This window comes from Pedobacter sp. GW822-FHT03F06 (assembly GCF_058801365.1).
The window spans coordinates 621,065-634,946 of the sequence record NZ_JBXANE010000002.1; the positions used below are offsets into that span (position 1 = coordinate 621,065).

Annotated in this window: 18 protein-coding genes; 15 read left to right on the forward strand and 3 right to left on the reverse strand. The window is 37.2% G+C overall.

The window, feature by feature from the left end:
- Positions 1-10 precede the first annotated feature (10 nt).
- On the reverse strand, positions 11-469 hold the full coding sequence (locus tag AC1RJ8_RS05260; RefSeq protein ID WP_492952837.1) for a DoxX family protein: 459 nt from the start codon (positions 467-469) through the stop codon (positions 11-13).
- Positions 470-682: 213 nt separating this feature from the next.
- Here AC1RJ8_RS05260 and AC1RJ8_RS05265 point away from each other — a divergent pair, with 213 nt between their 5' ends.
- The 3 genes from AC1RJ8_RS05265 (at position 683) to AC1RJ8_RS05275 (ending at position 2,840) form a co-directional block, all read left to right on the forward strand.
- On the forward strand, positions 683-793 hold the full coding sequence (locus tag AC1RJ8_RS05265; RefSeq protein WP_029275619.1) for a hypothetical protein: 111 nt from the start codon (positions 683-685) through the stop codon (positions 791-793).
- A gap of 141 nt (positions 794-934) precedes the next feature.
- Positions 935-2,347, forward strand: a complete 1,413-nt coding sequence (rlmD, locus tag AC1RJ8_RS05270; RefSeq protein WP_492952838.1) for a 23S rRNA (uracil(1939)-C(5))-methyltransferase RlmD — start codon at positions 935-937, stop codon at positions 2,345-2,347.
- Between the two features lie 85 nt (positions 2,348-2,432).
- Positions 2,433-2,840 (forward strand): hypothetical protein, encoded by a 408-nt coding sequence (locus tag AC1RJ8_RS05275; RefSeq protein ID WP_492952839.1) that lies wholly within the window; start codon positions 2,433-2,435, stop codon positions 2,838-2,840.
- A 139-nt stretch (positions 2,841-2,979) separates the two neighbouring features.
- Here the strand turns inward: AC1RJ8_RS05275 and AC1RJ8_RS05280 are convergent, their stop codons facing one another.
- A complete protein-coding gene (locus tag AC1RJ8_RS05280; RefSeq protein ID WP_492952840.1) occupies positions 2,980-3,684 on the reverse strand; it encodes a head GIN domain-containing protein in 705 nt (234 codons plus the stop codon).
- Positions 3,685-3,877: 193 nt separating this feature from the next.
- Here AC1RJ8_RS05280 and AC1RJ8_RS05285 point away from each other — a divergent pair, with 193 nt between their 5' ends.
- The 11 genes from AC1RJ8_RS05285 (at position 3,878) to AC1RJ8_RS05335 (ending at position 11,155) form a co-directional block, all read left to right on the forward strand.
- Positions 3,878-4,384: a phosphoribosyltransferase family protein gene (locus tag AC1RJ8_RS05285; RefSeq protein WP_131532897.1), complete on the forward strand. Its 507-nt coding sequence runs from the start codon at positions 3,878-3,880 to the stop codon at positions 4,382-4,384.
- Between the two features lie 73 nt (positions 4,385-4,457).
- Complete coding sequence (locus AC1RJ8_RS05290; RefSeq protein WP_493008029.1) at positions 4,458-5,123, forward strand: 1-acyl-sn-glycerol-3-phosphate acyltransferase; 666 nt, start codon at positions 4,458-4,460, stop codon at positions 5,121-5,123.
- The gene (locus AC1RJ8_RS05295) at positions 5,120-6,217 is read left to right on the forward strand and encodes a glycosyltransferase family 2 protein (protein WP_492952842.1); all 1,098 of its coding nucleotides are present in this window, start codon (positions 5,120-5,122) and stop codon (positions 6,215-6,217) included. The genes AC1RJ8_RS05290 and AC1RJ8_RS05295 overlap by 4 nt, the downstream gene beginning before the upstream one ends.
- Positions 6,187-6,861: a carotenoid biosynthesis protein gene (locus AC1RJ8_RS05300; RefSeq protein ID WP_492952843.1), complete on the forward strand. Its 675-nt coding sequence runs from the start codon at positions 6,187-6,189 to the stop codon at positions 6,859-6,861. Before AC1RJ8_RS05295 ends, AC1RJ8_RS05300 begins: the two co-directional genes overlap by 31 nt.
- Before the next feature lie 32 nt (positions 6,862-6,893).
- Positions 6,894-7,100: a DUF2683 family protein gene (locus tag AC1RJ8_RS05305; RefSeq protein WP_426327582.1), complete on the forward strand. Its 207-nt coding sequence runs from the start codon at positions 6,894-6,896 to the stop codon at positions 7,098-7,100.
- A complete protein-coding gene (locus AC1RJ8_RS05310) occupies positions 7,082-7,213 on the forward strand; it encodes a hypothetical protein (protein WP_492952844.1) in 132 nt (43 codons plus the stop codon). Before AC1RJ8_RS05305 ends, AC1RJ8_RS05310 begins: the two co-directional genes overlap by 19 nt.
- Positions 7,214-7,263: 50 nt before the next feature.
- On the forward strand, positions 7,264-7,356 hold the full coding sequence (locus AC1RJ8_RS05315; protein ID WP_492952868.1) for a hypothetical protein: 93 nt from the start codon (positions 7,264-7,266) through the stop codon (positions 7,354-7,356).
- Positions 7,357-7,373: 17 nt separating this feature from the next.
- Positions 7,374-8,225 (forward strand): 4-hydroxy-3-methylbut-2-enyl diphosphate reductase, encoded by an 852-nt coding sequence (locus AC1RJ8_RS05320; RefSeq protein WP_492952845.1) that lies wholly within the window; start codon positions 7,374-7,376, stop codon positions 8,223-8,225.
- 206 nt (positions 8,226-8,431) lie between these two features.
- The gene (locus tag AC1RJ8_RS05325) at positions 8,432-9,106 is read left to right on the forward strand and encodes a fatty acid desaturase (protein WP_492952846.1); all 675 of its coding nucleotides are present in this window, start codon (positions 8,432-8,434) and stop codon (positions 9,104-9,106) included.
- Between the two features lie 524 nt (positions 9,107-9,630).
- A complete protein-coding gene (gene hemH, locus AC1RJ8_RS05330) occupies positions 9,631-10,641 on the forward strand; it encodes a ferrochelatase (protein WP_492952847.1) in 1,011 nt (336 codons plus the stop codon).
- A gap of 7 nt (positions 10,642-10,648) precedes the next feature.
- Complete coding sequence (locus AC1RJ8_RS05335) at positions 10,649-11,155, forward strand: gluconokinase (RefSeq protein WP_492952848.1); 507 nt, start codon at positions 10,649-10,651, stop codon at positions 11,153-11,155.
- On the opposite strand, the gene AC1RJ8_RS05340 is transcribed toward AC1RJ8_RS05335, so the two are convergent.
- Positions 11,133-12,326 (reverse strand): 3-deoxy-D-manno-octulosonic acid transferase, encoded by a 1,194-nt coding sequence (locus AC1RJ8_RS05340; protein WP_492952849.1) that lies wholly within the window; start codon positions 12,324-12,326, stop codon positions 11,133-11,135. The two genes, AC1RJ8_RS05335 and AC1RJ8_RS05340, sit on opposite strands and share 23 nt — an antisense overlap.
- A gap of 245 nt (positions 12,327-12,571) precedes the next feature.
- On the opposite strand from AC1RJ8_RS05340, the gene AC1RJ8_RS05345 reads away from it, so the two are divergent.
- Positions 12,572-13,882, forward strand: coding sequence for a UDP-glucose dehydrogenase family protein (locus AC1RJ8_RS05345; RefSeq protein ID WP_492952850.1), 1,311 nt, complete (start codon positions 12,572-12,574; stop codon positions 13,880-13,882).

A 13,882-nucleotide genomic window follows, 5' to 3' on the forward strand; every position in this document is an offset into this window, starting at 1 on the left:
TTAATGTTGTTTAGGCGTACCGCTTGCCTGTTTTGCGTTTCAATCCTTCATCAACCGATAAAAGGCCTGAACCTACTACCCAAAACATGATGAGCAGAAACAGTACCAATACCGAAAACCACAATTCCGAATTCGGTGTGGAGAAACCGGGTGTAAGGTTAACGAAAAATACGGCAAACAATAAGATTGGAATCTGAATGACAACGGCAAAGCGGGTAACTAAACCTAATGTAATTAAAACACCCCCAACCAAATGCGCAAATGCAACAACGTGAATGGCGACACTGATGAGCATGCCAGAAAAACCAAATACGTTGTTTTGTGTAATCATGTTTTGAAGAACCGAAGTGTCGCTAACAAAAGAAACACCTTTTCCAAAAATGATCAGGCCAAGTACGATCCGAAGATAATCTAGCCATTTTGAATGATGAACATCTCCCCAATGTTCAATTTTACGGATAACGTTCATAATGAACCTCCATTTTTATGTGAATGATACCTTAAGTTACGGATTTATATTTAGTTATCAAATAAGGAACTGAAAATCAATAGATCGTGATTCTGGTTGTTGTAAAAGGAGTGGTTTAACCTTTTGATGTAAAATTAACACAAAGTTAATTTATACCGTTTCGGTTTTTGGTATGAATTTCGTATTATTGCTTAAATAGATAGGTTTTTTATCATGAGCAAAGAAATATTAGAGTTTTCTGTACTGGTAGATGAAAAATTTGACCTAAAATTTAACTGGTTAGATGGCTTTTGGGGCGCGGCATTTAAATTTTTTGGAAAATAATTTTGAAATCTAATTTTTCTTAACGAACAATCCTCGTTCGAACAAGACAGTATTGCCTAATCTTTCTTGATTAACCGGGTTTTAAACCCTCCACCTTTCTGCCTTCTACCTTTAACCTCTTTTTTCTATCTTTGCAAAATAATGAGTAGAAGAAAACCCGGTACGGTAACTATTGTTCCAAACGTACATATAATCGATATTGCTGAAGAAGGAAAAGGTGTTGGCAAGGCTGACGAATTGGTTATTTTTGTTGATAAAGCCGTTCCTGGTGATGTGGTGGATGTTCGGTTGACCAAAAAGAAAAAGAATTTTGCTGAAGCAATAATCGATCAGCTTCATGAAAAATCAGCGTTGCGTACTGATCCTTTTTGCCCTCATTTCGGAACCTGTGGCGGTTGCAAATGGCAGCATATGGGTTACGATGCTCAATTAAAATTTAAGCAGAAAAATGTTGAGGCGGCTTTACAGCGTTTAGGTAAAATAGATACCTCGGGAACAGAACCGATTTTAGGCTCAGAAAAAAACAGATATTACCGTAATAAATTAGAATTTACTTTTTCGAACAAACGCTGGTTAGAAAAAACCGATGTAGAACGCGATGAAGATTTTGATATGAACGCACTGGGTTTTCACGTACCATTGCGATTCGATAAAATTTTAGATATCGAACATTGTTATCTACAGGATGAGCCTTCTAATTCGATCAGAAACGCTGTCCGTAAATATGCTTTAGAAAACGACCTGTCGTTTTACGACCTGCGTAACCATGAAGGCGTTTTGCGTAACCTGATTATCCGTACTTCTAGCACAGGAGAGGTGATGGTTGCAGTGGTATTTGCTTATCCCGAACAGATACAGGTTGATGGTTTGATGGGTTTCCTAAAAAATGAATTTCCACAGATTACCTCTTTGCTGTATATCGTTAACCAAAAGAAAAACGATACCATTTTTGATCAGGATGTGGTGGTTTTCTCAGGTCGCGATCATATTTTCGAAGAAATGGATGGCATCCGTTTTAAAATTGGAGTGAAATCTTTTTATCAGACCAATTCAGAACAAGCTTTCGAATTATATAAAATTACCAGGGATTTTGCCGGATTTAAAGGCGATGAACTGGTTTATGATTTATATACTGGCGCCGGGACGATTGCAAATTTTATTGCAAAAAACGTAAAACAGGTTGTAGGGGTAGAATATGTGCCAACCGCTATTGAAGATGCAAAATTTAACTCCGCATTAAATGGTATCGATAATACGATTTTCTATGCTGGAGATATGAAAGATATACTTACTTCAGAATTTATCCTGGCCCATGGTAAACCAGATGTGGTCATAACCGATCCGCCACGCGCTGGTATGCATGCAGATGTCGTACAGAGATTGTTGGAAATGGAGTCTGAAAAAATTGTTTATGTAAGCTGTAATGCGGCCACTCAGGCACGAGACCTAGAATTGTTGAAAGAGAAATATGACGTGGTGCGTATTAAACCTGTAGATATGTTTCCGCATACGCAGCACGTAGAGAACGTTGTATTATTAAGGTTTAAGGCGTAAGGCAAAAGGTTTAAGGCTATAACCTTAAAATCAAATGTTGTCATATTAAACCCTATACTTTAAACCATAAAACTTTTACCTTGAAATGGATAGAGAAGAATTATTAGGCGCAACGCCCGAAGATAACGGAACACCACAAAAAAAGCAGGAAAGTCCGCTGGTAAGTTTAGAAAAAGACCTGGAGTTCTATGCTGATGCGATTAAAGAAGTAGCAATCGAGATTATGGTTGAAGGCATTTCTGCCCATCCAATTTTTATTGCACACCAACACGAGGTGAACATTGGCGAACTTATCTTAAACAAAGAAGAACTTAATACCGATTGGACAATACAAGCCTCTACGTTAGAGGAGTTTGTAGAAAAAGGAATCATCAGCAAGGAAAAAAAAGAATCCTTCTTAAAAGTGTATAAAAAACCGGAAGATTTTATGTGCGTATTTGTGATTGTTCCTGAAGGGGCCAACTTTATTTACTATCCGTACAAAAAAAGATAGAGGATAGAAAGGCTGAAGGTTTCTTGCTTAGCCTTTAATGATCAGGATCTGTGTAATCTATTAATCTGTGCAATCACCGAATAAAAAACGCCGCTTTGTATCCACAAAGCAGCGCATTATCATTAACTAAACTAAATTTTTAATTTACGTGGTGCACATCTCCACTTTTTGAGCTTGATGTTTTCTTAAGTGAAGCATTTCCCTTATAACTTACATCACCACCACCACTTGCACTGGCTTCCAAGCCTTTATTTACATAAAGATTTACATCAGAACCACCGGAGGCCTGTACCTTTGCGTAATCTGTAATTAATTCATAAGCATCGATATCGCTACCGCCACTAGATTGAATGGTCATATTTTCTGCCTTGCCTTTTAAATCGATATCGCTGCCACCACTTGATTGAATGGATAGATCTTTGCATACAACTGTTAACTTTAAATCTGACCCACCAGACGAGCGAATAGCAAGTTTATCTGTTTTGATCTGATTTTGTGTAAAAACATCCGATCCTCCAGAGGCTGCAATTGCACTTAGGCTTTTGAAACTTACATAAGCTTTAATGGTTCGGTTTTTAAACAGGCCGCCCCAGTTGATGCCGTCTTTAAACTTTATGGTCACGTTGCTGCCACTTTGCTCAACAACAATGTCTTTTAATGTTTCAGAATCTGATTTTATACTCACACTTTCGCCGCCACCCTGGGTGAGGTATAAATCTATGCCACTGCTTACCCCAATGCTATTAAAGTTTTTAACCGTGAAACTTTTAGTTTCTTGTGCCTTGGCCATATAGCTGGTTATGATGATAAACAAAATGGCGGATGATTTGATAAGGGTTTTCATAGTCGTTTTTTCGTTAAATGATTCTGAAGCTATTGTTACGAAGCATTTAGGCAACGATAACTTCGATTTTGTGTTTTGGTTATAGATTAGACGCATCTCTGATGAAAACGTTGCAAACAATCGAAATTATTTTTCAAATAGTTTGAATTTCAGCCTTAAAATCGTTCTTTTTGTATTCAATCCTTTTTATACAATGGCATCGCAATTACTTATTCTTAACAAGAAACAAATTCAGCAGAAAATAGATCGTATCGCTTATCAGATTTTAGAAGATAACCTGAATGAGAAAGAAGTGGTGCTTGCTGGTATTTGGGACCGTGGTTACAAACTAGCACTAAGATTAGAAAAAGTACTTAAAAAGATTTCGGGCTTTAAGATCACCTTACTGCGTATCGACCTGCAAAAAGAAAGCAGTAAATTGGTTGCTTCAACAGATCTGGATGAAAGCCATTGGAAAAACAAGGTGATCATTATCGTTGATGATGTATTAAACAGCGGTAAAACCCTTGCTTATGGCTTGGGCGTTTTCTTAAATACCCCACATAAAAAAATACGCACGGTAGTTTTGGTTGATCGAAGCCATAAAATTTTTCCCATTGCCACCGATTTTGTTGGTCTTGAACTGGCTACCATCTTAAAAGAACATGTAGATGTAGTAATGGATGTGGAAGGTGAAGAAGACCGGGTATATTTGAGCTAAAATCATAGAGATAATAGCACATTGCAAATGTGCACCTCGCTAATCCTCGTTACAAACGAGGACTATAACTGTTGTGAAATTTGCAATTAATCCCAATTTTTTGCAATTTCCCGAAATGTATCAGCCCAGAAAAAATAATTTGATCTTCAGCTTTTTCTCCTGGTACATCCAGTTTATCATCAAAAAAGATTTTTCCGCTTTTAAATATGGCGAGGTAGAAATTAAACAAGATGCTGCTATATTGGTTTTGGCCAATCATTTTAGCTGGTGGGATGGTTTTTTTCTTTTTTACATCAACAAAAAAGTATTTAAGAAACAATTTCATGTTTTGGTAAATGCCGAAAACTATACTAAAGTTGGTTTTTTAAAATATCTTGGTGCTTTTGCTGCCGAAAATAAAGGCAAAGATGTTTTAGAAACGCTTAATTATGCAGGAAAACTGTTAAATAACCCCGAAAATTTAGTACTTATATTCCCTCAGGGTAAATTATATTCAAACCATCTTAAAAATATCAGTTTCGAAAAAGGAGTGATGCAGATGATCAATGCCAGTCAGAAAAAAATCAATATTATTTTTGCCGCCACCTTTATTGATTATTTTTCGAAAAGAAAGCCATCAGCTTATACTTACTTGCAGCACTGGGAGAACGAAGAATATGTAAGTTTGCAATTGCTAAAAAGTGCTTATAATAAACATTACGATCAATCGGTTATTAAACAAACTCAGCTAATTGAATGACAATTTTTATTTATGCCGTTTTAATTTTCCTGGTTATCAGATTTTCGGTTACTGTTTTCAATTTCCTTTCTAATCCGAAGTTGCCTAGAGTGGTTAAACACTATCATGATAAGGTTTCGATCCTAATTCCTGCGCGAAATGAAGCAGCGGATATTTTAGAACTACTCTTTTCGATAAAAAATCAGGATTACACTAATTATGAGGTGATTGTTTTGGATGATAACAGCGATGATAATACTTTCGGTGTAGTCGAAAATTTTTGCTTCACAAACCCACAGTTCAAAGTGGTAAGCGGTAAAGCGTTACCTCAAAACTGGCTTGGGAAAAATTATGCCTGCCACCAGCTTAGCGAATTGGCTACAGGGAAATATCTTTTGTTTATCGACGCAGACGAATCAGTAAAAAGAGGATTGATTAATAGCCTGATTAACCGGATGGAAATTGGAGGTCTGGCTTTGTTAAGTGTTTTTACCAACCAAACGATAAAATCGATAGGCGAGTGGTTAACGGTACCCTTAATGCATTTTATACTGCTAAATTTATTGCCACTGCGATTGGTTAAACTTTCGAAAAACTCAGCATTTGCAGCGGCAAGCGGACAGTGTATGTTTTTTAATGCCAGTAATTACAAAGAAAACCACTGGCACGAGCGGGTTAAACACCAGGTTGTAGAAGATGTGGAGATTATGAAGTTGATAAAACAGGAAAAATTTAATGCCGAGGCCCTTTTGGCCAACGGACTGATCTATTGCAGGATGTACAAGAATTTAGGCGAAAGCTTAAACGGTTTCAGTAAAAATTTACTGGCAGGTTTTGGTAATAACATCATAATATTATTACTTTACCAGCTTTTGGTAACTGTAGGGCCAGTAATTTTAATCTTAAACTTTAATATTGCTTTACTTGTATTACCATTAACTTTAATAGTACTAAGTAGAATAATGATCTCCTATTTATCGGGACAAAATGTTTTGATAAATCTGATTTTACATCCCTTACAGATGTTGTTCTTCTTAATCATTTCATTCATTTCTATAAAAAAACATATTTTTAAAACGAGCACATGGAAGGGCAGAACGATCAAAACGATTTAAAGATTAAAAGGATTGCAGTTGCAATAATTGTCGTTTTTCATATGGTTGGCTTGCTTGGTTTCTTAATTCCAGCTGCCCAGCCTTATTTTATCAAACTGGTTCCCTTTCATTTGTTGCTGATGTTTGCCGTAATTGTTTTTTCATACAATGCCGATGTGAAACGTTTATTGTTGCTGGTTTCAGGTGTATTTCTCTGTGGTTTTTTAGTCGAGGTATTGGGCGTGCATACCGGAAAGATATTTGGCAGCTATTATTACGGAGATACATTGGGATACAAAGTTGCTGCGGTTCCATTATTAATGGGCGTAAATTGGGTAATCCTTATTTTCAGTATTGGGCAAATGATGAAAAGTATGAAAATCAGACATAGTATTTTGGCTTCAGTGCTTGGTGCTTTTATGCTGGTCGGGTTCGATTTCTTTTTGGAACCTGTAGCTATGAAATTTAATTATTGGCAGTGGGACTGGCATGAAATCCCTGTTCAGAATTATGTGGCCTGGTTTATTGTTTCGGTAATTTTGCTGAAGTTTTACTATGCTTTGGGCCTAAAGCAACAGAAATATATTGGTGCCGTGATGTTCGTTTCACAGCTAATCTTTTTTGTTGTCTTATACATGACAACCAGAACAAATATTTTTGCTTAATTTTGTGATACTATTTTAATTAATTTTATAGCATGGAAACACTAATCGTACAGCCTAAAAATAAAAAGCAACTTTTGGCAGTTGAGGCTGTGTTACAGGCTTTGAATGTAACTTTTAAAAAAGAAAAAAGCTATAGCCCTGAATTTATAAATGAAATAGCTAAAGGGGAGGATGATGTGAAAAATGGACGTTTAACAAGGGTTAAGGATGTTCAAAATATATGGAAAAGTATTTTGTAGACATTACGGATCAAGCTAAAAGACAATTGGCTGAAATACATAAATCAGGAGATAAAGCTTCCATTAAAAAACTCCAGCAAATTTTTATAGAGTTAAGCATTCATCCGGCATAGGTAAACCTGAAAAATTAAAATTTGGGTTTTCGGGCTATTGGTCAAGACAAATAAATAAAAAAGATAGGTTAGTCTATAGAATCGATGAAGAGATTATTACTGTATTTGTAATTTCTGCAAAGGGACATTACCACGATAAATAACTAATCCTAAGAAAAAAATGAGCAATTTAAACTTACAGGTCAATATCGATAAATCATCAGGCTTTTGCTTTGGCGTAGTATATGCCATAGAAATGGCAGAAGATATTCTGGATAACGAAGGTTATTTATATTGCCTTGGCGATATTGTGCATAACGATGAAGAAGTAGAGCGTTTAACCAATCGCGGATTAAAAATTATCGATCACGAAGTTTTAAAAAACTTAAGAGACGAAAAGGTTTTAATCAGAGCCCATGGTGAGGCGCCCTCAACCTACCAACTGGCTTTAGAAAATAACCTGACTTTAATAGATGCTTCATGCCCTGTTGTGCTGAAATTACAGAACAGGATTAAAAATTCGCATGACGACGATGAGCAAGTACTTATTTTTGGTAAGCACGGGCATGCCGAGGTAATCGGATTACAAGGCCAAACAGATGGTAAGGCGATTGTTTTTCAGGATCTGGCCGAGCTGGATAATGTAGAATTGCCTGCTAAATTTACCCTATATAGTCAGACCACTAAAAGCACCGATAAATTCTATCACATTAAGGATGAGTTATTGAGCCGTGGTTATGAAGTTAAGGCTAACGATACCATTTGCAGGCAAGTATCTAACCGTTACGAAGAGCTTGAAGATTTTGTAAGTCATTATGATAAAATCGTTTTCGTATCAGGCAAGAAATCGTCTAACGGGAAAGTGCTGTATGATGTTTGTAAAAAACACAACGATAATTCTTATTTCATTTCGAATGTTGAAGAGTTAGATCAAACCTGGTTTAAAGAAAACGATAAAGTTGGTATCTGCGGTGCTACATCTACACCAATGTGGTTGATGGAAAAGGTTAAAGCGGCTTTGGAAAAATACTAGATTTATCAAGAGGGGCTTCACCCTTACCTGTAGCGTAGCAGAAAGCTACGAAGTAAACCGAGCCTTAAGCGAGCTCACCGAAGGTAATTTAGTTCAGGGTCTATACATCGAGTAAAGATGCTGACCACATAGTAGCTACAGGGCAATTGAAAATAATATTTCTACTTGTAAAACAAGTTCAGCATGACGAAATAAAATAAAAGCCATTGAAAGCTGTAAACCCACATACCGGAATTCTGGTTGCACTAACCGTAGTTATCTGTTGGTTTGTTTCCCTTTATTTCTTGCTTACATGGAATTTTACCTGGAGCAATCCCTTGGTTTATCTGATGATTGTTCTTCAGATGCATTTGTACACCGGTTTGTTTATTACTGCCCACGATGCTATGCACGGAACAATATCGCCGAACCAAAAGGCAAATAATTTTATTGGCTATCTTTCCGTTTTTCTCTACGCAGGTTTTTTTTATAACCGTTTGTATGTGAAACATCACCAACACCACCGTCATGTACATACCGAAAAAGATCCGGATTTTGCGCCACATGGCTTTTGGAAATGGTATTTTCGTTTCATGCTGAATTATGTCACTATAATTCAATTGGTAATTATGGCCATAGCTTATAATGTTTTGAAAATCTGGATCGATGAAAAGAATCTGCTGCTCTTTTGGGTACTGCCATCCTTATTAAGCACTTTTCAGCTATTTTATTTTGGAACCTATTTGCCGCATAAGGGGGAGCATGATAATGAATATCATTCTTCTACCTTGCAGAAAAATCATTTTGTTGCCTTCATTACCTGTTACTTTTTTGGCTATCATTTAGAACATCACCAAAAACCGGGTATGCCCTGGTGGCAACTGTATAAGTCGAAGGGGTAATGCTGATCGTGGTGTCAGATGTTACCATCCGACACTGACTAATTTCCAAGTAATTTTTACTTGATCTAACTGCCAGATGGTAACATCTGACAGCACATTTGTGCGATTTATCTATGGTGTTGGATGTTACCATCCTACACTAACTAATTTCCAAGTAATTTTTACTTGATCTAACTGCCAAGATGGTAGCATCTGACAGCACATTTATGCGATTTATCTATGGTGTTGGATGTTATCATCCTACACTAACTAATTTCCAAGTAATTTTTACTTGATCTAACTGTCAGATGGTAACATCTGACAACACATTAATGTGATTTAAAGTTTAATTTTAAATAATTACTAACGATTTTGCACTACTTATGACGGGAAGCTTTCACTATGTATTCACACACTATTCCTCAATAGCCTTTGGAAGTATGAAATAACACTTCTTTGACTAAAAAATGTTTGCAATCACATTTTAAGCATAGGGAAAAAACAATAAAAAGGCGATATTTGCGCCACGAAACATATTCTTATAGATGAGCAAAAAGGGCATTTTACTGGTAAATTTAGGAACACCTGATAGTCCGGCAACGGCAGATGTTAGAAAATACTTAGATCAATTTTTAATGGACGAGCGGGTAATCGATATCCCTAAGTTGAACAGGACATTATTGGTTAAAGGTATTATTGTTCCATTTCGTAGTCCTAAAACAGCAAAATTATATAAAGAAATCTGGAATGAAAATGGTTCGCCACTATTGTATTACAGTAGGTTACAGGCTAAAATGCTGCAGGAAAGATTGGGAGACAATTATCATGTAGAACTGGCCATGCGTTACCAAAGTCCATCAATAGAATCGGCGCTGGCAAACTTAAAAGCGGGTTTGGTAGAGTCCATTCAGGTTATCCCGATGTTTCCTCAATATGCCTCTGCCAGTACTGGTTCGGTAATGCAATTGGTAATGGAGCTGGTGAGCAAATGGCCAACGGTTCCACCAATATCATTTGTTAATTCATTCCATGATAACGAACTGATGATTAAAGTTTTTGCAGAAAATGCCAGAAAACATCATGTAGAAAGCTACGATCACGTGTTATTCAGCTTCCATGGCTTACCTGAGCGTCAATTGTTAAAGTGCGATCATACTGGAAGTTACTGTTTGAAAAGTGCCGATTGCTGCCAGACATTAAACGATACCAATAAATTCTGTTATTCCGCACAAGGACATGACACAGCCAGATTAATTGCCAAAGAATTAAATCTTTCGAAAGATCAATATACTGTTTGTTTCCAATCGCGCTTAGGGAAAGAGCCATGGGTACAACCCTATACTACCGATGTGTTGAAAAAATTGGCTGGCGAAGGCAAAAAACGCCTTTTGGTTTTTAGCCCTGCTTTTGTGGCCGATTGTTTAGAAACGCTTTACGAAATCACGGTAGAGTACCACGAAGAGTTTAAGGCTTTGGGCGGTGAACATGTTCAGTTAGTAGAGAGCTTAAACGATAGTCCAGTGTTTATCGAGGCTTTGGCCGGGATGGTTAAATAGTTTAAATATGGCGAGCTTTATTATTTTAATGGGCGTTTCGGGAAGTGGTAAAACAGTAGTTGGTAAAGCTTTAGCGCCGAGAATAAATGCTGAATTTATAGATGGTGATAACCTGCATTCGCAACGTAATGTAGATAAAATGGCCGCTGGTATCCCTTTAACAGATGCTGATCGTTTAGATTGGCTTCAATTGATTGCGAAAGTGGGCCGCGAACATGTTGCCCATGGTACAAGCTGCATTATTGCCTGTTCTGCATTGAAAAAAGCTTACCGTGATGTGTTGAGAACTGATAATGAGTCAATCCGCTTTGTTTATTTAAAAGGGAATTTTGATTTAATTCACGACCGGATTGCTAAACGATCTCATCAATATATGCCTTCAAGTTTATTAAAAAGCCAGTTTGAAACATTGGAAGAGCCTCAGGCTGACGAACAAGATGTGGTAACGGTTTCAATTGATCAGCGTATTCCCGAAATTGTGGAAGAAATTGCTAAGGCCGATCTGATTTCGTAATCATCGAAATAATCTGATCAGTTGCCCCTTTTTTATCCCCAACATATCTTTTGGCATGCGTTGCAGCATCTTCATTTTTGGTAAAACCTTCAAAAGCACTGATTAATTCCTCAACCGTGGAAATACTTTTGGCTGCACCTATGGCAATTAGATCTTTAGCTTCCTGAAATTTATCGTATTTTGGGCCGAAAATTACAGGCAAACCAAATGCTGCAGCTTCTAAAGTGTTGTGTATTCCCGTTCCAAAACCGCCACCAATGTAGGCTACATTTCCGTATTGATAGAGAGAAGAAAGCATGCCGATGTTGTCTACGATGAGGGTTTGGTGTTCGGCGTTTAGCGTTTGATTAGACAAACTGAAAACTGAAAACCGCACACTGCGAACTGGAAACTGCTTCTCGATACTTTCAATATGGCTTTCGTGAATCTCGTGTGGGGCGATGATAAACTTCCAGTTGGGATATTTTTCAGGCAAAGCAGATAATATTTTTTCATCTTCAGGCCAGGTACTTCCACAAACTAATGTAGGAGAATTACCGATAAAGCTTTCTATTAAGCTAAGCTGTTTGGGCGATTGTGCATTTTCGTAAACACGGTCGAAACGCGTATCGCCATTTATGGTCACATTATCTAGCCCGATCGATTTTAAAAGATTTTCACTTTCTTCATTTTGCACAAAAAAGTAAGTAACTGATTTTAGAATATTGCGGTAAAAGCTACCGTACCATTTAAAAAATGCCTGACTTTCTCTAAAAATTCCTGAAATCACATATAAAGGAATACCCTGGTCTTTTAATTCCTTAAAATAGAAATGCCAAAATTCGTATTTGGTAAAAATGGCCATTTCTGGATTAATGCTTGCTATAAAACGTTTGGCATTGGCTGCGGTATCAAGGGGGAGATAAAATACATCTGCCAAGGCATAATTTTTCCTGATTTCGTATCCCGAAGGGGAGAAAAAAGTAACTACTATTTTTTTAGCTGGATAAAGCGATTTTAGTTTTTCTAAAACCGGCCGGCCCTGTTCAAATTCGCCCAAAGAAGCAAAATGAAACCAAATGTGTTTTTCGCCCGGATTAATTTTCTGGGCAATTTGTGTATAGACGTTTTTACGGCCATTTATAAACAGTTTAGCCTTAGGATCGAATAATGAGAATATCCTAATAAGCAAAGTGTAAAGCCGAATTCCGATTATGTAAAGCAAAAGCATTAGTGTAATTTCATATCTTCGTGGCAAGATAAAACGAATATATTTAAAAAGCTTAAAAATATATGGAGTCCTCACGATTTAGCCTATCATTCAATACAATAAATAGACAGGTCATGATTACTTCATAGCAGCTAAAAGTAACCGAGCTTGTGAGCTCATTAAAACCGATAAAAAACAATTTAATATTGTTTAATAAATTATAACAGATGAAGATAGCCGTTATTGGTACCGGATACGTAGGTTTAGTTACCGGAACCTGTTTAGCAGAAACAGGAAATGATGTAATATGTGTTGACATTAATGAAGCGAAAGTAAAAAAAATGCAGGCTGGCGAAGTGCCGATTTATGAGCCTGGTTTAGATCTTTTGTTCCATAGAAATATAGAACAGGAAAGGTTAACTTTTACAACAAATCTTGCAGATGCTGTAAAAGATGCGCAGATTATTTTTATGGCTTTGCCAACGCCTCCAGGTGGAGATGGTGCTGCCGATCTTTCTTATATTTTAGGCGCTGCAAAGGATATTTCTAAACTGATTACCGAATATAAGGTCATCGTAAATAAATCAACGGTTCCGGTTGGAACGGCTGATCAGGTAAAGGCTGTTTTTGCCGAAAATACTTCGATTGAAGTAGACGTGGTATCTAATCCTGAGTTTTTAAGAGAGGGTGTAGCGGTTGATGACTTTATGAAACCAGACCGTGTTGTGCTTGGTACAAAAAGTGAAAAGGCTAAAAAGCTGATGACTGAATTATACGGTCCTTACGTACGTCAGGGGAACCCAATTCTTTTTATGGATGAGCGTTCTTCTGAATTGACTAAATACGCGGCAAACTCTTTCCTTGCTACCAAAATCACCTTCATGAACGAGGTTGCCAACCTTTGCGAACTGGTAGGTGCTGATGTTGATTCGGTAAGAAGGGGCATAGGTTCTGATGACCGCATCGGTAAACGTTTCCTCTTTCCAGGCGTAGGTTACGGCGGCTCATGTTTCCCTAAAGATGTTCAAGCACTGGTAAAATCATCTGATGATTATGCCTACGATTTTCAGATCCTTAAATCGGTAATGGAAGTTAATGAAAGACAAAAAACAATCCTGGTTGACAAGGTGCTTAAATATTACAAAGGCGATATCAAAGGCAAACATTTTGCGCTTTGGGGACTGGCTTTTAAACCAGAAACCGACGATATCCGCGAGGCACCGGCCTTATATATTATCGATGCGCTGGTTAAGAACGGTGCAACCGTTACCGTGTTCGATCCAGAAGCGATGGACAATGTTAAAAATGTTATCGGCGACCAGGTAAACTACGCTAAAAACCAATACGAAGCTTTAGAAAGTGCTGACGCACTGTTGATTGCAACTGAATGGTCGGTTTTCCGTAACCCTGATTTTGAGAAAATCGACAACATCTTGAAAAATAAAGTGGTTTTCGACGGTCGAAATTTATACGATTTGCAAAAAATGATCGATCTTGGCTATTATTATAACAGCATAGGTAGAAAACTAATAGATTAA

What these genes read in the sequence shown, in the direction of transcription:
- AC1RJ8_RS05260 (WP_492952837.1), bottom strand. Translation starts at nt 469, where the DNA reads ATGAACGTTATCCGTAAAATTGAACATTGGGGAGATGTTCATCATTCA.
- AC1RJ8_RS05265 (WP_029275619.1), top strand. Translation starts at nt 683, where the DNA reads ATGAGCAAAGAAATATTAGAGTTTTCTGTACTGGTAGATGAAAAATTT.
- rlmD (WP_492952838.1), top strand. Translation starts at nt 935, where the DNA reads ATGAGTAGAAGAAAACCCGGTACGGTAACTATTGTTCCAAACGTACAT.
- AC1RJ8_RS05275 (WP_492952839.1), top strand. Translation starts at nt 2,433, where the DNA reads ATGGATAGAGAAGAATTATTAGGCGCAACGCCCGAAGATAACGGAACA.
- AC1RJ8_RS05280 (WP_492952840.1), bottom strand. Translation starts at nt 3,684, where the DNA reads ATGAAAACCCTTATCAAATCATCCGCCATTTTGTTTATCATCATAACC.
- AC1RJ8_RS05285 (WP_131532897.1), top strand. Translation starts at nt 3,878, where the DNA reads ATGGCATCGCAATTACTTATTCTTAACAAGAAACAAATTCAGCAGAAA.
- AC1RJ8_RS05295 (WP_492952842.1), top strand. Translation starts at nt 5,120, where the DNA reads ATGACAATTTTTATTTATGCCGTTTTAATTTTCCTGGTTATCAGATTT.
- AC1RJ8_RS05300 (WP_492952843.1), top strand. Translation starts at nt 6,187, where the DNA reads ATGGAAGGGCAGAACGATCAAAACGATTTAAAGATTAAAAGGATTGCA.
- AC1RJ8_RS05305 (WP_426327582.1), top strand. Translation starts at nt 6,894, where the DNA reads ATGGAAACACTAATCGTACAGCCTAAAAATAAAAAGCAACTTTTGGCA.
- AC1RJ8_RS05310 (WP_492952844.1), top strand. Translation starts at nt 7,082, where the DNA reads ATGGAAAAGTATTTTGTAGACATTACGGATCAAGCTAAAAGACAATTG.
- AC1RJ8_RS05320 (WP_492952845.1), top strand. Translation starts at nt 7,374, where the DNA reads ATGAGCAATTTAAACTTACAGGTCAATATCGATAAATCATCAGGCTTT.
- hemH (WP_492952847.1), top strand. Translation starts at nt 9,631, where the DNA reads ATGAGCAAAAAGGGCATTTTACTGGTAAATTTAGGAACACCTGATAGT.
- AC1RJ8_RS05335 (WP_492952848.1), top strand. Translation starts at nt 10,649, where the DNA reads ATGGCGAGCTTTATTATTTTAATGGGCGTTTCGGGAAGTGGTAAAACA.
- AC1RJ8_RS05345 (WP_492952850.1), top strand. Translation starts at nt 12,572, where the DNA reads ATGAAGATAGCCGTTATTGGTACCGGATACGTAGGTTTAGTTACCGGA.